This window comes from Mesobacillus jeotgali (assembly GCF_002874535.1).
GTDB lineage: Bacteria > Bacillota > Bacilli > Bacillales > Cytobacillaceae > Mesobacillus > Mesobacillus jeotgali.
In genome coordinates this window covers 4660458-4680804 of sequence record NZ_CP025025.1, presented here as the reverse complement: position 1 = coordinate 4680804, position 20347 = coordinate 4660458, and the positions used below count along the sequence as shown (strand labels likewise).

Below are 20347 nucleotides of genomic sequence, written 5' to 3'. Positions count from 1 at the left end.
GGCCAAGCCGTATCCCTGGATAATCTATGTGTTAAAAAGTATATTTGATCTTCTGTTTTTCAGCGTGGCGTTCGATTCCAAGGTTCACGAGCTTTTCAATTAATTGAGGGTATTCAACGCCGGTATGCTTCCACAGTAACGGGAACATGCTGAATGGCGTAAAACCAGGCATTGTATTGACTTCATTGATCAGAAGCTGGCCATCCTTTGTCAGGAAGAAATCGGCGCGGACAAGGCCTGAGCAATCCAGCGCCTTGAAAGCAGTGATTGCCATTTCTTTCAGGTCAGCATATTGCTGCTCCGTGATTTCAGCAGGAATGATCATCGCTGTATCGCCATCTTCATATTTCGCTTTGTAATCATAGAAATCCTTCTTAGGGACGATTTCGCCAACTACCGAGCATTCAGGTTCATCATTGCCAAGAACGCCTATTTCAATTTCACGCGCGACGACACCCTGTTCAATGATGATTTTACGGTCGAATTGGAAGGCTTCTTTGAACGCTTCCTCAAGCTCCTGCTTGCTGGAAGCCTTGCTGATTCCTACGCTTGATCCAAGGTTGGCCGGCTTTACAAAACATGGGTAGCCTAGTCTTTCTTCCACAAGGCCGTATATCTTTTCACTGTCCTTTTCCCACTCACTTCTTAGAGCGGACACATAGTCCACCTGAGGCAGTCCCGCCTGTGCAAAAACATTTTTCATGACGATTTTATCCATGCCTGCAGCTGAAGCAAGGACACCATTGCCAACGTAAGGAAGGTTCAATAATTCAAGCAAGCCTTGAACCGTTCCATCCTCACCGTTTGGTCCGTGAAGCAATGGGAAGATGACATCAAGAGTGTTCCCGGATTCTGCACCGCCCGCCTGGAATAATGCCGGTGTAAATGAAGGAGTCGGCAGGTTGGAGTTATCGGAAAACTCAAGCGCCTTTACATTCTCTGCAGGAGCGCCGAGCTGAGAACCCTTGACCCATTCTCCTTCCTCCGTTATGTATATAGGATAAATCTCGAATTTTTCAAAATCCAATGCTTTCGTCACAGCCAAAGCCGTCTGCATCGATACTTTATGTTCAGCCGATTTGCCGCCATACAGCAGCCCGATTCTTGTCTTCATAAAAATAGACCTCCAATAAAATTCAATCCGTTTATTATTTTACCACTTTATTTTTTAATTAAGGAATTGTTATCAATATTTAATATTTGCTCTCCAGCTATACTATTTCCTGTTTTGACAGCATGAAACCTGCAGCCAAGATAAAATTTCCAATAGACATAGATTCTTGATGAAAATGCCTAATTTACCATATGAAAGATTTGATAAGTCTGTGAATGACCAAACCCCTGTTTTAATAATTGTTAACATGCATTCAAAGAAAAAACGCTCAGATGCATCTGAGCGCAGCTTATTTTACGATTAACACAGGTGCTTTTACTCGTTTAGCGACTTTATGGCTGACGCTGCCAAGGACCATTTCCTGCAGGCCGTTCAAGCCGCGGCTGCCGACGACGACAACATCAAATTGATTTTTGTTAGCATAGTCGACAATTGCTGGACCTGGTTCACCGAGCAATTTTTCATACCTGAAGTTCAAGCTCTCTTCTTCTAGCATGTTGGTTACTGGCTGGAGCCTGATTTTTCTTTTTTCCTCGACGACCGCACGATCCGCATTATGAAGAACGTCCTCTTTAGATGTTTGTCCATCGACTACATATACCACTGTTATTTCACTATCGCCGCTAAGTTTCGCTAATTCCACCGCTTTTTTTGCCGCGCGCACTGAATGGTCAGAACCATCAGAAGCTAACAAGATTCTTTTAAACATGCCATTCCTCCCGAATTTATTTCATTATCTTATATATAAAGAAAGCACGCTGATTCGTCAACGTGCTTTCCTAGGATATATTTTACGTTTTAATGTCCGGACAGCTTGGCACCTTCCTGTTTGTGAACGGCTAGCTTGTCAATCAAGTGTGAACTTGGTTCATTGAGGCCATGCAAGCGGACCAAAGTTCCATTCTCTCTTAATTTAATGACGATTTTATCAATTGCAGCAACTGCTGAGTCATCCCAAACATGGGCATGTGTCAGGTCGATTACGACTTCTTTGGCTGATTCTTTCAAATCGAAGGATTCAACCAAGTCCGTTACTGATGCGAAGAATACTTGTCCAGTTACGAAATACGTACGGCGACTCATTGCAACATCAAATGTTGATGTGACTTTCACCTTGGAGATTTTCGCTACGAAGAAAATTGCACTCAAGATGATTCCGGCGAATACACCTTTTGATAGGTCATGGGTGAAAACTGTTGTTACAGTAGTGACAACCAAGACAATTGAATCTGTAACAGGGGTCTTTGCCATACCTTTGATTGATGACCAGTCGAACGTTCCGATTGATACCATGATCATGACGCCAACAAGTGCTGCCATCGGAATTTGCACGACAATATTACCTAGAACAATAATCAGGAACATCAAGAAAGTACCGGCGACAAGAGCAGACAATCTGCCTCGGCCGCCAGATTTAACGTTAATTACGGACTGGCCAATCATTGCGCAGCCTGCCATACCGCCGAATAATCCTGCAACGATATTCGCAATCCCCTGGCCGCGGCTTTCTTTGTTCTTATCACTAGAAGTATCAGTCATATCATCGACGATCGAAGCAGTCAGCAATGATTCAAGCAAGCCGACAATCGCCAAAGCCAATGAGTAAGGGAAAATAATTTTTAACGTTTCAAGGTTAAAAGGTACATTTGGAATCAAGAATGTTGGCAATGCTGAAGTCAGATTCCCCATATCACCAACTGTTCTTACATCACTCTTTGTCATAAGTGCTAACACCGTAATGACGATAATCGCCACAAGCGGAGACGGAACAGCCTTAGTAATACGCGGGAAGAGATAAATGATTGCAAGCGCGCCCGCCACCATTGCATACATTACCCATGTTGCGTCTACAAACTGCTCTAGCTGTGCCATGAAAATCAAAATTGCAAGTGCGTTAACGAAGCCAATCATAACGGAACGCGGAATGAACTTCATGAACCTCGCTAATTTAAACACACCAAACAGAATCTGCAGGAGACCTGTCAAAATCGTAGCTGCCATTAAATATTGCAAACCATGGTCAGCAACAAGCGTCACCATCAACAGCGCCATCGCACCGGTCGCTGCTGAAATCATGCCAGGACGGCCGCCGACAATCGCGATTGTCACAGCAATCGCAAATGAAGCGTAAAGTCCTACCATTGGGTCAACGCCAGCAATAATCGAAAAGGCGATCGCTTCAGGAATCAAAGCAAGCGCAACGACGATTCCCGCAAGGATATCTCCTTTAACGTTGCCAAACCATTGTTCTTTAATTGTAGTAGTATTCAAGTAAACACCCCTTAATAGTTTTTGTGGCTTCCTACTCTCAAGCAAGCCGGGTCCGATAAAAACAGAATTTATCATAACATATTTATAAAAACTAGCAACCATTGTTGTAAGCGTTGTATTTCATGTTTTCCTACAAATATCGATTGATATCTCCATTTTTCACATAGATACGTTAAAAACCTTAAATTGTAAAATCGCCATTCTTGCTTTGCTTCCTTCAAGCTTGAAAGGCTTTCTATGCTACTTTTTTATACTCCTTCCCAATTGGGACTTATAGAATGTTTCTATGTGACCTTTTTCTGCTTACAACCACAATTTGGGCTTATAGAACTTTTCTATGTGACCTTTTTCAGGTTCCTGCACCAATTTGGGCTCATAGAACTTTTCTATGTGACCTTTTTTTGATTCCGACCCCAATTTGGGCTTATAGAACTTTTCTATGTGACCTTTTTTCGCTTCCTGCACCAATTCGGGCTTATAGAACTTTTCTGTGTGACCTTTTTCTACTTACAACCACAATTTGGGCTTATAGAACTTTCCTATGTGACCTTTTTCGGGTTCCTACACCAATTCGGGCTTATAGAATGTTTCTATGTGATCTTTTTTCGCTTCCTGCACCAATTCGGGCTTATAGAACTTTTCTATGTGACCTTTTTTCGCTTCCTGCACCAATTCGGGCTTATAGTACTTTTGTGTGTGACCTTTTTTTACTTACTACGACAATTTGGGCTTATAGAACTTTCCTATGTGACCTTTTTCGGGTTCCTACACCAATTCGGGCTTATAGAATGTTTCTATGTGATCTTTTTTCGCTTCCTGCACCAATTCGGGCTTATAGAACTCTTCTATGTGACCTTTTTCGGGTTCCTACACCAATTCGGGCTTATAGAACTTTTCTATGTGACCTTTTTTCGCTTCTTGCACCAATTTGAGCTTATAGAATGTTTCTATGTGACCTTTTTTCGCTTCCTGCGCCAATTCGGGCTTATAGAACTTTTCTATGTGACCTTTTTCGGGCTGGGCCTATAGTATTAACTCTACATCCCTCTTTTGGCATTCAATATCAATTTTGACTAAAAGAAAAAATTCCTGCAGTCAAAAAACTGCAGGAATCGTGGTCACCCAATCGGGGTGCATATTTCAATGTAATGGCCATCCGGATCGGCTGCATAGGCAACGACCTGGCCCCATGGTTTTTCGGTTGGCTCGAGCAGGATTGGGCCCCCTGCTGAACGCAGTTTCTCCACTGTTCCTGCAACATCCTCTGTTACGAATCCGAGCTCGAAGGTTTGTTCCTTCCTTACTCCATCCGGGATTGGGAGTGTTGTGATTTCACGGCCGCCTTCCCTTGTATTCATCGATAGGACGGTATTGCCGGTTTCGTACTCGATATAGGTGCCAAATTCATTTCGAAGTTTAAGGCCAAGCAGCTCACCGTAAAAATGCTTTGTTTTTTCCAGATCAGCCACATATAAAATGACATAGCCCATTTTCAATTCCATCATCATCACCTCTAAAAAAAGAATTCGAGACTCAATGATATAATTCCTTCATTTAATGCTTGAACGCGGCTTTACTGGCTCTGTACTTCAATATCGCTTCCTTCGTGCAGGTATAAATCCCTTCACTGATCAGCTTGCCGAGCGGGGTGGCAGTACCTGCATAGGAAATTGACTCCCCCTGCTGTGTTGCAGCAATGCAAATGCTGTCTGTCGAAATGCCAGCTGGCTGGCCAGAAATACCAGCCCCACTTCCCTCAAGCTCATTCAAAACGCTTATTTTCGCTTCTGCCGCGGTCATTGCGCTCTGGATAAAAGCCTCCTCGGAAATCCTGCCGTTAATGAACAGCCATGTATTGATATTCCGCGGTCTGTCACGATGGGTATTCCCGGCCGAGACAATGATGAAAATGGAAAGGCCGTCAGCCTCAAACAGTTGGTATGATGCTGTCTCTGCGGGTACAGCCGTCATCATCCCCACTGTCTCGCTTGGCAGGAAGCCATTCTCCTGCAAATACTCAGCCATTTCCGCCTTATGGTCGCTGCAGTCATACTCCATCGGAACAACCCGGTGTACGAACGAACTGTGCCAGCCGATCCCGGCACCGGTGATTCCGGAAGACATCGTCCTCAATTTCACCGGTGACTGGAGGACAATCCTGTCCTGCCCGACATCGAGAAACCTGGCGTCTATTTTAAAATCAACCTCATGACCACCATCCTCTTCGGGAACCAGCAGCAATTGCGGCTTGGCAATTTCCGGGTGCGGATGGTTTTTGATCTGGGTTTTATATACTTTTTTAATTCGTTCTTCCTTTAAAACCTCAGCAGGAGTATCAACTATCAAAACTTCCCCATTTTCCATCAACAGCAGCCTGTCACAATATAATGAAGCCAGATTCAAGTCATGAAAAATCGAGACAACCGTCAATTCCTCTTCCGCCGCCCATTTTTTCAGCAAGTCGAGCAATTCCTTTTGGAAGCTGAGGTCGAGGTGGTTCGTTGGCTCATCAAGCAGGAGGATCCTGGGCTGCTGAGCAAGCGCCTGCGCGAGAAATACCCGCTGCTTTTCACCGCCGGACAATTCCACGATCGATTTGTCCTGAAGGCGAGTTATCCCTGTCTGGTCCATCACCTTCTGGACAATCTGTTCATCCTCATCACGCCAGCTATTGAACCAGCCTTTCTGGTGTGCATAGCGTCCGAGTGAAACGGTTTCTTTTACCGAATAAGGAAAGGCCTGTTCACCGTGCTGAGGCAGGACGGCTATCATCCTTGCAAGCTGCTTTGGTGAGTATTGAGTCAACGGACGCCCATCAACATTGATAGAACCTTCTCTGAAATCCAGAGCTCCGCTGATCATTTTTAAAAGCGTTGTTTTTCCGCTGCCATTAGGGCCAAGGATTCCAAACAACTCCCCTTTTCCAACCTCAAAATTGATTCCTTTTAACACCTCTCCGCCCGCATATCCGCCTGTCAAATTCTCCACATTAATCATCGGCCAGCACTTCTTTCCTTACGATTTCTCATTAAAATCAATGCAAAAACCGGAGCTCCTATCAAGGCCGTGATCACGCCAATCGGTAATTCTGATGGCGCGATGATTGTCCTCGATACAAGGTCGGCAAGAATCAGGAAGCCGCTGCCAATCAAAACGGATAGCGGCAGTAAATGACGATGGTCCGGCCCCCAGACTGTCCTTGTCAGATGCGGGATGACGAGACCGACAAAGCCGATAGTCCCTGATACCGCAACTGCTGAGCCAGTTAAAAGAGAACCAGACAATAAAATCAGCAGTTTGCGGCGCTCGACATTGACACCAAGGTGCTGCGCCCGTTCCTCACCGAAGGACATTGCATTTAATTCCCTGGTATTTGCCAGCAAAATCACCAAACCAATAATAAAGAAAGGAAAAATAATTTTGATGTACTCCCAACCGCGCATCGAGACACTGCCAAGCAGCCAGCCAATGATTTGCCGCAGCTCCTCGCCGGAAAGCGCGATCATCAATGATATGAATGACCCGAGAAATGAACTTAAAATAATTCCAGTCAATATAATCGTCTCAACTCTGAGCAGCCTGTCGACTCTCCGGGCAAAAAACAGCACAAACAACACGGTTGCGAATGCGAACAAAATGCTCAGCACCGGCAACGTGAATGCCCCGAGAAGCGGTAATGAGATTCCAAAAAACAGCGTGATGACCGCACCTATTGAAGCTCCTGATGAAATCCCCAGTGTATATGGGTCAGCTAGCGGATTGCGGAGCAGGCCCTGGAACGCCGCACCGGCAATTGCCAGGGACGCACCGACGAGTCCTGCCAGCAAGACGCGCGGCAGTCTGATATCCATGACAATGCTTTCATGCATCGAATCGATTCCCTGGCCCTGAAAGCGGAAAATCTCAGCACCAATGATTTCAATAATAGCGGGTACAGGGATGGAAACCGTTCCGATTGATATGCCCAACAGCATCGAAATGATCAAAAATGCTGTTGAAATGATATATGCAAACCCTTTATTATTTAAAAACGTCCGGATAAATGGCTTTTGCAAGCTCCTCTGCTCCTTCAGCGAGCCTTGGGCCTGAACGGGTTACGAGGTCAGAGTGAACATCGAATACCTGCTGGTCCTTGACTGCTTTTACATTATTCCAGCCTGCTCGGGCAAGAACCTGTTCGATCGGCTTTTCTGTGTAGTAACCATAGGTTGTCACAATAACATCGGGATTACGCTCAACGATTGCTTCCGGGTCAACCTTCGGCCAGCCCTCCATATCTCCGGCTGCATTCTTTGCTCCAATCAACTCAAGCATTTCATTAATGAAGGTATTTTTGCCGGCTGTGTAGATTTCCGGTTCAGGGGAAACCTCGACAAATACTGTCTTCTGCTCCTCAGGTTTGATGGCTTCGGCTTTCTTCTTCAGTTCTGCAAAACTGTTTTTCATATTTTCAATAAGTTCATCTGCCTTATCTGTTTCACCGATGGCCTGGCCAATCATTTCAATTGATTGATACACTTCTTCAAATGACTGCGCATCGTTCACAACAACAACAGCAATTCCTGCGTCCTTCAATTGCTGAAGGCCTTCTTTTACAGTGTCCGCTGTAGACCCGGGGGCAAGGACGAGGTCTGGCTTCAGAGAAATCATTTTCTCAATATTGAATTCCATACCTCCGATTTTTTCCTTCGACATTACTTCCTCTGGGTAATTGTCGAAATCCGTGACACCGACGATCGCATCTCCGCTGTCGAGCGCGTAAACGATCTCAGTGTTGCTCGGAATCAGGGAGATGATCTTTTCTGGCTTTTCTTCAATGACAACTTCTTCATCAAGCGCATCTTTTACAGTGACGGGGAAACCCGACTTTTGCTCCTGCGCAGTTTTTTCGCCTTCATTCTTTTCAGGCTGTGCTTCAGTACCACAGCCAACCAGGATCATGACTGCTGCCATCATCAACAATAATATTTTTTTCATTTGCTTCTCCTCCAATTTTTCAATAAAAAAACATCTCCACCTGAAGGGGAGATGTCCGAGTAAGCAAATGTTTTTATCATCATAAAAGACATAGAGCCTGTCGGCACCTCCCTATCCTCGTAGGTTTGTTGGTGCAATGGACAGGCAGGTCTCCTGGCTCATGGTCAATGCTCGCTGCGCCTTCCCATACATTTGTACAGTGGCATTTGCAGCTTGCTCCCATTTACAGTGGCGGGACCGCGTTGGATTTTCACCAACTTCCCTATTAAGTCTTGTTTAAAAAGACACCCGTTCATTTCGATATGTAATTTTCCGCTAAATCCCATTATACACGATTTGCCAAAAATTGCTCCAAAAATTTTGCTTTTTCGACTATATTAGGGGGCTCTTTTCTCAAACTTTGTTGCTATTGACTACAAAATAGGATTGTATTACCTAAGTTTCTTTACAAAATTGACGCTTTAGTACCGACTTACAAAATGACTTTTATCACGTTAAAATCGGCTTTAGGATTTTAACAACAATCTTTACAAAAACAGCTTTATTGGGCTAGCAGACTCCATTCTTTCACTTTTTTATCAAAGACAAGCCTGCCGTCCGGATTGCTGCGGCTTGCTTCTTTATATTCATCATGCATGTCATCCATATTGGCAAAATCTCCGATGATCCAAATCGGTATTTCAATTCTGTTGCGGTTTTGCTGGATGTTTTTCAGCGAAAAAACCGCTCCTTCTTTTAATGCCGGCGTCAATGATTTCAGGATCTCCTTGCTGACAGCTGGATAGGACTTCTTTTTCCTGATCCCGAGCAGTGTTTTTTCTGGTTTCATTTCCCCAAGCTTTCCAGAAAGAACCGTTCCTAGCATCCTAAAAAAATCATTGAAGTTGCGGTAATATATTTTGTTGAACCAGCCATCCTCATGGGAAAGGTAAACAAAGCGATTATCGAGCTGGTTATAAAATGGCTGTTTCAAATGGTGCTTGATATGGCCTAGATAAAGAAGCTCGGCAATCTCCTGGGCTGTCAGCACATTCAGCGCTTCCACATCCTCAAAATCGATCCAGCAAAAATCCCCGTATGCATGGACATTTGCTGAGACCAACTTTTCGACGCTGTCTTCAGGTACATATTCAAATAAGGTATGTCTATTGAACTCACCATCCTCATAGCGATGCTTCAACAGCAGCAAATGGTTAAGCGAATCAGACAATGACCTTGCAAATTCATGGAATTCCATACCATGCGAGAGCACGTACTGGTCCCGCTCGTTCAAGTGGACATATAGTAAATCCCTGCTATAAGGATGGTTCTTTTTCAAAGGCACAACCTCCCGGAAAATTCTCAGCTGCATGATTGCCAGAGGCACTCTGACTCCGTACAAATAACACTCCTTCCATTCTAACAAAAACACATGAAAATATCTTATTCTGACTCTTCAAAAACATAATTATTATCGTACTAACACGTTAAAAGAATCCCTATTACAAAAGAAACTATTCTCCCATTTAATTCGTCTATTAATTACACAGGGAAATGTTACCTTATCAGGGATTGTAAGGATAATTCAACTCTGCTAGCATAATATTGTAAAAACGGATTGAGACAGGGTGTAGCAAATGGAAAAGCCTATTAAAAAATTTGATCGGTTTGATTGGACATTGACGCTCCTTTTATTGTTGTTCTTTTTGACAAGCTGCTTCGCGATTTACAGCGCACAGAGAACAGGCCAATATGTTGGACAGAACTTTTTATACAAACAAATCTTTTGGTACGTCGTTGGGTCAGGGATCATTGGGGTTGTGATGATGTTCGACAGTGAACAGTACCGCAAGCTCAGCTGGTATTTGTACGGCTTCGGAGTCTTCCTGCTTATCTTCTTATTTTTCGCTCCTGCCAGCATAGCCGAGGAAAGGAATGGCGCAAAAAGCTGGTTTTTCATCGAGCCATTCGGTTCCATCCAGCCTTCAGAATTCATGAAAGTCTTTCTGATTCTTGCGCTTAGCAGCACGATTTATGCCCACCATAAAAAGCATACAAGAAAGACACTTCAGACTGACTTCCTGCTTTTCATCAAGCTTGGTTTCATAACCGGCTTGCCACTCGGAATGATTATGCTGCAGCCTGACCTGGGAACCTCTCTCGTCGTGCTTGCGATTTTCACCGGAATCATCCTTGTATCAGGTATCACCTGGAAAATCATCCTGCCGCTTTATGGCGGAGGTGCGGCACTAGGAGGAGGCATATTGTATCTCGTCATTTGGAAACCGGAAATCCTAAAGGAATACCTGGGTGTAAAAACGTATCAGTTTGGGCGCATTTATGCGTGGCTTGACCCAGAGAGCTACCCTGAATATGGCTACCATCTCCAAAAATCCCTCAGTGCCATTGGTTCCGGCATGCTTACAGGAAAAGGGATCAATGGAAGTGAAGTCTATATTCCAGAAAGCCATACAGATTTCATTTTCAGCGTCATTGGCGAAGAATTTGGCTTTGCAGGCGGCAGCTTTGTCATCAGCCTTTACTTCTTGTTAATCTATCATTTGACAAAAACTGCTCTGGATACGAATGATCCATTCAATACCTACATCAGCGCGGGTGTCATCAGCATGATCACCTTCCACGTCTTTCAGAATATTGGGATGACGATCCAGCTGCTCCCGATTACCGGTATCCCACTGCCATTCATCAGTTACGGAGGCAGTTCGCTTATGGGCAATATGCTGGCGATGGGATTGATTTACGGCATTCGGTTCCATCATAAAACATACATGTTTGCCTCTAAAGACAGGAGTTTTGATATATGAAGCTAGTAAGCCATTACCGTGAGAATGAAACTTTGAGAAAAAGCTTCATGCAGCTGGCACTTGGTGTTTTCGGAATTGATTTTGAAAGCTGGCATGAACATGGATATTGGGGAGAGCGATACATCCCTTTCTCTTTTGCTGATGGCGACCGGATAGTTGCCAATGTATCAGTCAACGAGCTCGATTTTATTATTGAAGGAAAAAGCTATCAAGCCCTGCAGATTGGCACCGTCATGACCCATCCGGAATATCGGGGCAAGGGCCTGTCCGCTGGCTTAATGAACCAAGTTTTGGATGCCTATCAGGGGAAATATGATTTTATGTACCTGTTCGCAAATGACAGCGTGCTGGATTTTTACCCGAAGTTTGGCTTTGAAAAAGTTGATGAGTATCTGTATTCGACAAAGGTTTCTGCTGGGCACAGGCCAATTGTTTTGAGGAAACTCGAGTTGGCACGTGACCTTGCACTTATCGAAAAAGCGGTTTACAGAAGAGTGCCAGTTTCAGAAACCTTTTCGACTGCCAATTCCTCCGGGATTACTATGTACCATATCCTGAATGTTTTTCCTGAACATCTTTACTACCATCCAGAAGAAGACGCGGTTGTAATTTTCACAAAGGAAAACCGCCTTGTCCAGCTGTATGATGTTATCAGTACATCGCCTGTTAATATTAAAAACATTGTCGATTGCTTTGGAGAAGCAGACGAAATTGAATTCCACTTCACACCTGATAACAAAGACCTCCAGTTTCAGCGGTGTCCTTTTAAAAGAGATGGAGCATTATTTGTAAAAAGGAGACCAGGACTGGAGCTTCCTAAGTTCAGAAAACATCCATTCACCTCGGAAGCTTAAATAGAAAAAAGGCTGACCACCAGCTCAGCCTTTTTTCATTACCCTTGTTTTAAGTAGTGATTTTACAAAAAAATACACAATGAATATTCCAATGATCAAAAGCCCAGTTTTATTCAAATCAAACAACTTCAGCAAAGCCCCTGCCAGAGTTGCAAGATAAAGCAGGCCAAGCATCGCGTTCATTTCCCTATTTTCAAAATAACCAGTCATTCTTGCGCCGAACTGGGAGCCGACAAGCGTGCCAGCAATCAGCATCAATCCAATGATGTAATTGATCTCAGTATTGACCGCATAGGAAATGAACCCCACTGAAACGATGAGCAATACCGCAAATAAACTCGTTCCGACTGCCTTCTTCGGATCGAAGCCCAGCGATGTAATGATCAGCGGTACGATGATGAACCCGCCGCCCACTCCCAGTGTTGCAGAAACAAAACCACCGACAAAGCCAACCGCCAATAGCTTTGTTATTGAAAAAGAAGTTGGGGCAGGGTTCCCGTCGTCTGCCTTTTTGCCCTGACGAATCATTTTAATCGCGAAATATAACAGGAGTATAATATAGAAGAATGGAATGACGACTTCATCCCACCCTCGCGCTTCAAGAGCATATACAAGCGGCCTTGCCAGCTGCGTCGCAACAATACCGCTTGCCCCCATGATCAACCCCTCTTTCCAAAGGATATTCTTCAGGCGGATATGCGCTGTAATTCCAGAAATGGATGTGCCCACAGTAAAAAACAAACTTGTCGTGATTGCCTCTAGCGGCGAAAAACCGATCAACAGTAAAATGGGCGTCAGGATAAAGCCGCCTCCCACACCGAAAAATCCAGACAGGACACTGATCAAGCCGCCCAGCAGCAAATAGATTGTGTATTCCATAGACAACTCCCTCTTTAAATCGAGTTCCTTTATAGAGTACCACTTTTATCCTTTAAATAAATGATCGCTGACTTATCTCTTACCTACGGCCGCTTAAAACCCGCCCATGGAATGCGATCATCTCATAGCTGAAATAGTTGGCTCTAGCAGAATTAAACATGGTATACTTTTTACTAGGCTCATTTTGCGGCCTTCCTATAACAACTTAAAGGAGATACTGCTTAATGTCTGAATGGATACATGCGTTTGAAGAATGGCTGCTTGAATTTGGTTCCTGGGGACTATTCTTCGTGTCTTTCCTGGAATCTTCCTTTTTCCCGATCCCGCCTGATGTCTTGATGATCCCAATGGGCATCGCGAACCCTGACCGAGCATTGTGGTACGCATTCATCACAACAGCCGGATCCGTGCTCGGTGCACTACTTGGCTGGTACATCGGTAAAAAAGTTGGCCGTCCAATTCTGCGTTATTTTATAAAAGAAGAAAAAATCGCCCTAGTAGAAGGGTACTTCGAAAAGTACGGTGCGATGGCGATTTTAATAGCTGGATTCACTCCAATTCCATACAAAGTGTTCACGATTTTTTCGGGAATTTCCAATGTGAAGATTCCAACACTTATCATCTGGTCAATCATTGGACGAGGCCTGCGCTTCTTCCTTGAAGCAGCTATCATCGTTGCTCTAGGTGACAAAGCAATGCCATTCATCGAAGAAAACTTCGCCATGCTCACGATTATTCTAGGAGTCGTCGTGATTTTCGGATACCTGATTTACGCATATTTAAAAAGATCAAAGAAAGCATAACCGGGCGATTGCCCGGTTTTTTATTGTTTAACGACCCTCTTAAATCAATCGCTCACCAAGTGAATACATCATTAAAATCCCTCTACTCTCCCTCTTTATATCGATAGTTCCAAAAACACATCTTCCTCATTAGACAATGTTCTCCGCTTTGTTTACATAGATAATATTTGGGTAGATTAAAATATGCTTGCTAGCTAACTAAGTACTTTTTTCACAGGCTGAAGCTGCGCTATTTCTTCTACTTATCCATACGCATCCGCAGGATCAGTTTGTAAGTCCAATTAAAATAAGGAGTGAGAAGTTTGAACAATAATTTTTATAATGGCTGGGACAGCATTCTTGGCAAACTGCCAAATGTGCTGATTGCGCTTGCAGTCCTGCTCGTCGGATGGCTTGTCGCAAAACTAATCGAAAAAGCAGTATACAAGGGGTTGCAGAAAACCAGCCTTGATAACAAGCTTTTTTCAAATGTAAATAATAAGAAGTATTCAGCTGAGAAAATCATCAGTAAGATTGTCTATATCTTGATTCTAGTATTTGTCTTCATTATGTTCCTGAATATCTTAGATTTATATGTTTTGACGGAGCCGCTCGTCGGAATGTTCTCAACGATTGCCGCAGCGATCCCTAACATCCTGAAAGCCGGATTAATCCTGTTATTTGCCTGGCTGATCGCTTCCGGCTTGAAATTCCTGATCCAGAAAGGCGGCAAGACGCTAGGTGTCCATGAAAAATTAAGCAAGTACAAGCTTACAGATGACAACCAGCAAACGACGAACGCCGTCGATACGGTCGCAAATATCGTATTCTATCTAGTTTTGCTGATGGCCCTGCCGGCAGTATTGTCCGCACTGAACCTGCAAGGCGTTTCTGAGCCATTCGAAAACATGATTGAGGGAATCCTTTCCTTCATTCCTAAACTTTTTGCAGCCGCGCTAATTCTTTTAGTCGGTTACTTTGTCGCTAAAATCGTCCGTGATATCCTGACGAACTTTTTACAAAGCATTGGCACTGAAAAATTAGTTCAGCGTTTCGGGCTTTCCCGTTTATTTGAAGGCACTAGCCTTTCACGAGTGATCGGCACGATTGCCTTCGTATTGATTTTGATTCCGACGGTCATCGCTGCTCTTGAGCGCCTTGATGTCGAAGGTATTTCTGAACCAGCCATCGCGATGCTAAATGACATCCTGACGATGATTCCAAATATCGTTGTGGCCATCATCCTTGTCATGATTGGCCTGTGGCTTGGAAAATGGCTGAAGAAATTCACAACTGATTTATTAAGAAGAATTGGTTTTGATTCTTATTTTAAAGGAGTAAGTGTAGGTGGCGCAGCAAAGCGTCCTAACTCATTAAGCTTATCGGAAATTATCGGCTATATCGTCCAGGTCATTGTTGTCCTGCTATTTGTGGCTGAAGCATTAAACGTCGTAAATCTTGATTTCTTCGTCGACCTGGCACGAGGCGTAATTGCCTACTTGCCTCATGTTATCGCCGCGATTGTCATTCTTGGTGTCGGCCTATGGCTCGGCGGTCTTGCAAAGAAAGTACTCAGCAGTATACTGCAAGGGGACTCTTCAAATGTACTGGCAACTGTCGCAAAATATGCAATCATCACGATCGCTGTTTTCATGGCACTTGACCAGCTCGGAGTAGCACCAGCAATTGTAAATGCCGCGTTCATTCTGACACTTGGAGGGCTGGCGCTCGCATTCGGCTTGGCATTCGGCCTGGGCGGCAAGAACTTCGCTTCCAAATACCTGGCCAAATTCGATGAAAAAATCGAAAAAACCAGCATTGATCAAGAGGCGGTTCAACAGCAGAAAATGAAAAAGAACAACCCTGTCAACCCGAACCCGGCAACACCGCCAAACTTGAATAACCTGAATCAGAACCCTGGTACTGGACCAGACTTGAACAATACAAACCAGAATCCTGGTAATGGACTAAACTTGAACAACACGAACCAGAACCCTGGAACTAAGCCAAACCTGAACAATCCGAACCAGAACAGAAACAATAATCCTATGGATCCTCATAACGATAACGATCCGATGAATCCATAAAAAGAAAACACAGCTGCCGTGATGGCAGCTGTGTTTTTATGTATTAACTAAAATTATCAATGAAAAAAACGACGAGAAACACGATGAAGGCATAAAAACTAAGATGCAGAATCACAGTAGTGAAAAAATCCTTCAGTTTATCAAATGAAAAAGGTTCACTCTTCCTTGTCCTCGCTCTCATAGCCAGCCTGTCCCCCTCTAGTAAAACTATCCAATCAGTCCATTTTTTTCTTTTAATAATCATAGCATAATCTGGTGACTTTGTGATTCACTTTTATGAAATATAGATGAAAGGTTGGATCGATAGGGTTTTATATGTTTTGGTATAATATCTACTTTATAAGTCCGCCAAAAAGAAAAACCCTCAAAATAGAGGGTCATCTCTGGCCGTAACTTTCAAATTTCTTGGACAGGCGTGCCATTTCTTCTTCATTGAGTTCTGTTGGGTCGCCAATCGCTTTTGCCTGGTAATAGATCTGGGCGCTGAACTCGATTTCCTCAGCGACTGTAAAGGCTGTTTCAATGTTATGGGCACCGGCAATCATACCGTGATTTGCCAACAGCACAGCTCTTCTATCGACCATGCCTTCAAATGCTTTTTCCGCAAGCTCCTTCGTTCCGAATGTTGCATAGGGAGCACATCTTACATTCGGACCTGCAAATGCCACCAAATAAGTGATCGGCGGAATGTCCCAGCCAAGTGTCGCAATCGTTTTAGCATATGGCGAGTGGGTGTGGACAAGCGCGCTTAGATCATCGCGGCGCTGGTAAAAAATCAAATGCATGTCTAGCTCGCTCGACGGCTTTTTGCTGCCATCGACGATTTCGCCATTCAAATTTATGATGACCACATCTTCTGGCTTCGTTTCGTAATAGTCAATCCCGCTCGGACTTATGGCAACCAGCTGCTTATCTCGATTGTAAATGCTGATATTTCCACCTGTCCCTTTAGTCAGGCCGCTTGTCATGATTTTCTTGCCGTATTCTACGACTTTCATCCGTTCTTCCAGAAGCAACATATGATGCGCCTCTCTTTCTAAAAATCTAGATAGGGAACGTCCTATTATCGCATATTATGGCTTGAAGCTGAATCCTTTAATACTTTTAAAAATTGTTCGCCTGTTTTGTAGCTGGATGATTCCAAGATGAACTGCTTTGCCGCTGCCAGGCAGACTCTCTCCGCTATAACACGCTGCTTCTCATCAGCAATCGTCGTCAAATCCTTTACCTTTGCCAACCCTGCAATACGGCGAATCATCTCCATACCAGTTACCGATGCCGTATCCCGAAGAACCGAATCCAGATACCAGCGATCAAATCCCTGTTCCTTTGCCATGATATCCTGGGCGTTTTCCTTCCAGCTTGCCAGGAATTTCTCCGCAAAAAGATTTACCGTATCTTTAATTGTTTGCTCAAGCCAGGAAACATACTTATCATCAGCATTTGTTACATATGCGCGCGACCATGCGAACATCAGGTTCGCCACCACGTTTCCAACGTCATAACCCATCGGTCCGTAAAACGCAAATTCAGGATCGATCACTTTTGTAGAATCTTCTTTTACAAAAACAGAGCCTGAATGCAGATCACCATGCACAAGTGCCTGAGCATTGGTCATGAAAGCAAACTTCAGCTTCGCAGCCTCAAATCGCAATTTGTCATCGCCATAAATATTCTCTTCTATCCATTCCTTATTCGGTGGGAACAAATCATTTCGGTTGTTATGGTCAGTGAAAGGTTCAGAGTATACAAGGTCCTCAGAAATTTCGCACAATTCAGGGTTGATATAATCCTGCACCAGCGCCTTCTTCGCCTTATGCTCCATAACTACATCAGAAGTGAGCAGAAGCGTATTGACCATGAAAGTTGTCAGGTCATCCGCGAGCTTCGGAAAAATACAACCTTCATTTAGTGCTGTACGGAGGATTGTATGATCAGAGAGATCCTCCATCACACAGCAATTCATCACATCATCAAACAGGTATACATCCGGGACCAAACCTGGTGCCAGTTCACTCTCAAGCTTAAGCACATTTGACTCAATCCTGATCCGATTAGTAGAAAGCTTGAACTCATCCGAAATCCTCGCAGTATCACCAGCCTGTTTAACAATCAATGACGTGCCCGATTGCTCATCAATCACGCGGAAAACGTAATTCAAATTGCCATCCCCAATTTCGGTACACTTTAATTCAGCATCTCTATCAAAAAAATCGGTCTTCTCTTTTACATATGAAATGACCTCATCAGCATTCATCAAAAAATAAGTATTAAAATCAGCCATGGTGTACTTCCCCTTTCCCGTTCCCGTTCAAACAATTATTAAAATCTTTTAAAAATTATTATATCTTAAGATTGTATTTCGCCGCACTAAAAATTACTCCTAAACAAGAAAAGCGGAAGCGACATAGACTAGCACCTCCACCAGTCAGGAGCCGCAACTAGACAAACCGAAAAGGAGAAGCGATTGCTCAACCCCGACAAGCAGTTATTTAATGCGATCTTCGTATTCCTATCAATAATAAAAGAATACCGTTATCAAGTCTTCTCCTTCATTTACATTCTCGTTTTCTCGCTTGCTTTGTACGGTAGGTTCTCCTATCGGACACTTTCTCTCGCTTCCGTCTTCCGTTTGTCCGATAGAGCAATGCTATCGGACACTTTCTCTCGTGTTCCCCTTCTGTTTGGCCGATAGACCCCTGCTATCGGACATTTTCTCTCGCGTTCGCCTTCTATTTATCCGATAGAGCTTTGCTATCGGACATTTTCTCTCGCTTCCGCCTTTTGTTTGGCCGATAAAGCCTTGCTATCGGACACTTTCTCTCGCGTTCGCCTTCCGTTTGGCCGATAGAGCCTTGCTATCGGACACTTTCTCTCGCGTTCGCCTTCGGTTTGGCCGATAGACCTCTGCTATCGGACACTTTCTCTCGCGTTCGCCTTCCGTATGGCCGATAGAGCTTTGCTATCGGACACTTTCTCTCGCGTTCGCCTTCCGTATGGCCGATAGAGCTTTGCTATCGGACATTTTCTCTCGCGTTCGCCTTCTGTTTGACCGATAGAGCCCTTCTACAAAAAACATATTCTATCACTCACAAGGCAGCAGAATCGTAAATGTCGTGCCTTTTCCCTCTTCACTTTCAACACTGATTCGGCCCCGCATCCTTTGGATGATATCAAAGGAAATCATCATGCCGAGACCTGTGCCTTTTTCCTTCGTGGAGTAATAAGGATGTCCAAGCCTGTTGAGCTGCTCTTTATTCATTCCGACGCCTTCATCCCGAAATTGGATTCTTACATGATTCTTATCGACCTTGGCGATGATGTAGATGCTTCCGCCTGCGGGCATTGCTTCAATGCCATTTTTCAGGATATTGATAAAAACCTGTCTTATTTCATGGGCATCACCTTTGATGCAAAGTTTCTTATCGATCGCCTCCACTAATTCCGTATTGGCAAGATGCGAATAAGACCTCATGAAGTCAATCGTTTCTTTTAAAAGTTCGCTCAAATCAATTTTCGCCATGCTGCCTGTATTTGGTTTTGCCAGCGAGAGGAAATTATCAATGATTGTCTGGGTACGGTCCAGCTCCTGAAGGGATATCGTGATGAAGAGATTCTGGTTATCATTTAAATTCCTTTCTCCCTGGAGAACCTGCATAAACCCTCTGATCGTGGTCATTGGGTTGCGGATTTCATGGGCAACCGAGGCCGCCAGCTGGCTGATTGCTGAAAATTTCTCAGCTTTGTGAAGCTCATGCATCAATTTAAGCTGCAAGTTGGTCATTTCAATGATATAAATGGTTACCGATAGCGCAATGAAAGAGACGATTGAAAATACAAGCAAGTACAGATAGTCCTCTGCTTTACCGGCGTTGATCATTGCCGCAAGTCTTGTCGTTGTGATCAAGCCGTACACAAAAAGGCCGAGCGCTATTTTTCTGTTAACAGTTGTATTACTATATAATTTTTCAATCGAAAAAAATAAAATCAATATGACCAGATAATTGACGGCCGTAACGGAGAGCTTATCAATCTCCACGAAACCTTGCAATAACAACAGGACAGCCACAAGCAAAAAGCTGTCAGTCCTGCTTAGATAGAAAAAGGCAATGAAGACTGGAATCAGCTTCAAGTCGAATTCCATGCCACCATGGAATCTTACAGGCAGCGCCATTGTCATTAATAGCGCCGCTAAAATGGCCATTTTAAAGATTTGCTTCTTATATACCGAGCGCTTCTGCATCCATAGAAAGTTATACATGAAGCCGAGCGATAATATTATTGAAAAATGCAGGATCAAATCTTTTATAAACTCTACCATTGTATCCCCCAGAGTTCTCCATAATATGAATATATGCCTACATAATTATTATCTACTGACCATATGGATACTTCAATGGAAAATTCAGATATTTTTGATAAAATTGCATAATTTTGTCTATTACGAAGGTTTCTGTCGTATTTTTGAAGTTAACTTCCTGATCTCAGATCTTTAGGAGGGAACTAAATGGGGCAAAATGTTATGCAGTCAACCAACAAAGTTTGTAATCCGAAAAACTTTTTTTACAGTGTCTGTAAC

At 43.7% G+C, this 20347-nt stretch carries 16 protein-coding genes and 1 riboswitch; of the genes, 4 read left to right on the top strand and 12 right to left on the bottom strand.

What is annotated here, in order from left to right; translation table 11 throughout:
- Positions 1-31: 31 nt before the first annotated feature.
- The 8 genes from CD004_RS23410 to CD004_RS23370 form a co-directional block, all read right to left on the bottom strand.
- Positions 32-1114 (bottom strand): D-alanine--D-alanine ligase, encoded by a 1083-nt coding sequence (locus CD004_RS23410; RefSeq protein ID WP_102264909.1) that lies wholly within the window; start codon positions 1112-1114, stop codon positions 32-34.
- 289 nt (positions 1115-1403) lie between these two features.
- Positions 1404-1823 carry a universal stress protein gene (locus CD004_RS23405; RefSeq protein WP_102264908.1) on the bottom strand — a complete coding sequence of 140 codons (420 nt, stop codon included), beginning with the start codon at positions 1821-1823 and terminating at the stop codon, positions 1404-1406.
- A gap of 89 nt (positions 1824-1912) precedes the next feature.
- Positions 1913-3385: a SulP family inorganic anion transporter gene (locus tag CD004_RS23400; RefSeq protein WP_233434909.1), complete on the bottom strand. Its 1473-nt coding sequence runs from the start codon at positions 3383-3385 to the stop codon at positions 1913-1915.
- 1118 nt (positions 3386-4503) lie between these two features.
- The gene (locus CD004_RS23390) at positions 4504-4887 is read right to left on the bottom strand and encodes a VOC family protein (protein ID WP_102264906.1); all 384 of its coding nucleotides are present in this window, start codon (positions 4885-4887) and stop codon (positions 4504-4506) included.
- A gap of 52 nt (positions 4888-4939) precedes the next feature.
- Complete coding sequence (locus tag CD004_RS23385; protein ID WP_102264905.1) at positions 4940-6382, bottom strand: heme ABC transporter ATP-binding protein; 1443 nt, start codon at positions 6380-6382, stop codon at positions 4940-4942.
- Positions 6379-7440: a FecCD family ABC transporter permease gene (locus CD004_RS23380; RefSeq protein ID WP_102264904.1), complete on the bottom strand. Its 1062-nt coding sequence runs from the start codon at positions 7438-7440 to the stop codon at positions 6379-6381. The genes CD004_RS23385 and CD004_RS23380 overlap by 4 nt, the downstream gene beginning before the upstream one ends.
- A complete protein-coding gene (locus tag CD004_RS23375) occupies positions 7406-8362 on the bottom strand; it encodes an ABC transporter substrate-binding protein (RefSeq protein WP_102264903.1) in 957 nt (318 codons plus the stop codon). The genes CD004_RS23380 and CD004_RS23375 overlap by 35 nt, the downstream gene beginning before the upstream one ends.
- Positions 8363-8488: 126 nt before the next feature.
- Positions 8489-8669: riboswitch (cobalamin riboswitch) on the bottom strand.
- A 234-nt stretch (positions 8670-8903) separates the two neighbouring features.
- The gene (locus CD004_RS23370; RefSeq protein ID WP_324782378.1) at positions 8904-9743 is read right to left on the bottom strand and encodes a hypothetical protein; all 840 of its coding nucleotides are present in this window, start codon (positions 9741-9743) and stop codon (positions 8904-8906) included.
- 235 nt (positions 9744-9978) lie between these two features.
- On the opposite strand from CD004_RS23370, the gene CD004_RS23365 reads away from it, so the two are divergent.
- Together CD004_RS23365 and CD004_RS23360 are read left to right on the top strand one after the other, a co-directional pair.
- Positions 9979-11166, top strand: a complete 1188-nt coding sequence (locus CD004_RS23365; protein ID WP_102264902.1) for an FtsW/RodA/SpoVE family cell cycle protein — start codon at positions 9979-9981, stop codon at positions 11164-11166.
- Positions 11163-12020, top strand: coding sequence for a GNAT family N-acetyltransferase (locus tag CD004_RS23360; RefSeq protein WP_102264901.1), 858 nt, complete (start codon positions 11163-11165; stop codon positions 12018-12020). The genes CD004_RS23365 and CD004_RS23360 overlap by 4 nt, the downstream gene beginning before the upstream one ends.
- A 24-nt stretch (positions 12021-12044) precedes the next feature.
- On the opposite strand, the gene CD004_RS23355 is transcribed toward CD004_RS23360, so the two are convergent.
- On the bottom strand, positions 12045-12899 hold the full coding sequence (locus tag CD004_RS23355) for a sulfite exporter TauE/SafE family protein (RefSeq protein WP_102264900.1): 855 nt from the start codon (positions 12897-12899) through the stop codon (positions 12045-12047).
- 224 nt (positions 12900-13123) lie between these two features.
- Between CD004_RS23355 and CD004_RS23350 the strand changes: the two genes are divergently transcribed.
- Together CD004_RS23350 and CD004_RS23345 are read left to right on the top strand one after the other, a co-directional pair.
- Positions 13124-13702 (top strand): YqaA family protein, encoded by a 579-nt coding sequence (locus tag CD004_RS23350; RefSeq protein ID WP_102264899.1) that lies wholly within the window; start codon positions 13124-13126, stop codon positions 13700-13702.
- Between the two features lie 302 nt (positions 13703-14004).
- Complete coding sequence (locus tag CD004_RS23345) at positions 14005-15768, top strand: mechanosensitive ion channel (RefSeq protein WP_102264898.1); 1764 nt, start codon at positions 14005-14007, stop codon at positions 15766-15768.
- Between the two features lie 377 nt (positions 15769-16145).
- Here CD004_RS23345 and CD004_RS23340 read toward each other — a convergent pair whose 3' ends face one another.
- The 3 genes from CD004_RS23340 to CD004_RS23330 all read right to left on the bottom strand — a co-directional run bounded on the left by CD004_RS23340 (position 16146) and on the right by CD004_RS23330 (position 20089).
- The gene (locus CD004_RS23340; protein ID WP_102264897.1) at positions 16146-16787 is read right to left on the bottom strand and encodes an L-fuculose-phosphate aldolase; all 642 of its coding nucleotides are present in this window, start codon (positions 16785-16787) and stop codon (positions 16146-16148) included.
- Positions 16788-16831: 44 nt separating this feature from the next.
- The gene (mtnK, locus tag CD004_RS23335) at positions 16832-18052 is read right to left on the bottom strand and encodes an S-methyl-5-thioribose kinase (protein ID WP_102264896.1); all 1221 of its coding nucleotides are present in this window, start codon (positions 18050-18052) and stop codon (positions 16832-16834) included.
- 801 nt (positions 18053-18853) lie between these two features.
- Positions 18854-20089, bottom strand: coding sequence for an ATP-binding protein (locus tag CD004_RS23330; RefSeq protein ID WP_102264895.1), 1236 nt, complete (start codon positions 20087-20089; stop codon positions 18854-18856).
- Between the last annotated feature and the right edge of the window lie 258 nt (positions 20090-20347).

What these genes read in the sequence shown, in the direction of transcription:
- CD004_RS23410 (WP_102264909.1), bottom strand. Translation starts at nt 1,114, where the DNA reads ATGAAGACAAGAATCGGGCTGCTGTATGGCGGCAAATCGGCTGAACAT.
- CD004_RS23405 (WP_102264908.1), bottom strand. Translation starts at nt 1,823, where the DNA reads ATGTTTAAAAGAATCTTGTTAGCTTCTGATGGTTCTGACCATTCAGTG.
- CD004_RS23390 (WP_102264906.1), bottom strand. Translation starts at nt 4,887, where the DNA reads ATGGAATTGAAAATGGGCTATGTCATTTTATATGTGGCTGATCTGGAA.
- CD004_RS23385 (WP_102264905.1), bottom strand. Translation starts at nt 6,382, where the DNA reads ATGATTAATGTGGAGAATTTGACAGGCGGATATGCGGGCGGAGAGGTG.
- CD004_RS23375 (WP_102264903.1), bottom strand. Translation starts at nt 8,362, where the DNA reads ATGAAAAAAATATTATTGTTGATGATGGCAGCAGTCATGATCCTGGTT.
- CD004_RS23365 (WP_102264902.1), top strand. Translation starts at nt 9,979, where the DNA reads ATGGAAAAGCCTATTAAAAAATTTGATCGGTTTGATTGGACATTGACG.
- CD004_RS23360 (WP_102264901.1), top strand. Translation starts at nt 11,163, where the DNA reads ATGAAGCTAGTAAGCCATTACCGTGAGAATGAAACTTTGAGAAAAAGC.
- CD004_RS23355 (WP_102264900.1), bottom strand. Translation starts at nt 12,899, where the DNA reads ATGGAATACACAATCTATTTGCTGCTGGGCGGCTTGATCAGTGTCCTG.
- CD004_RS23350 (WP_102264899.1), top strand. Translation starts at nt 13,124, where the DNA reads ATGTCTGAATGGATACATGCGTTTGAAGAATGGCTGCTTGAATTTGGT.
- CD004_RS23340 (WP_102264897.1), bottom strand. Translation starts at nt 16,787, where the DNA reads ATGTTGCTTCTGGAAGAACGGATGAAAGTCGTAGAATACGGCAAGAAA.
- mtnK (WP_102264896.1), bottom strand. Translation starts at nt 18,052, where the DNA reads ATGGCTGATTTTAATACTTATTTTTTGATGAATGCTGATGAGGTCATT.
- CD004_RS23330 (WP_102264895.1), bottom strand. Translation starts at nt 20,089, where the DNA reads ATGGTAGAGTTTATAAAAGATTTGATCCTGCATTTTTCAATAATATTA.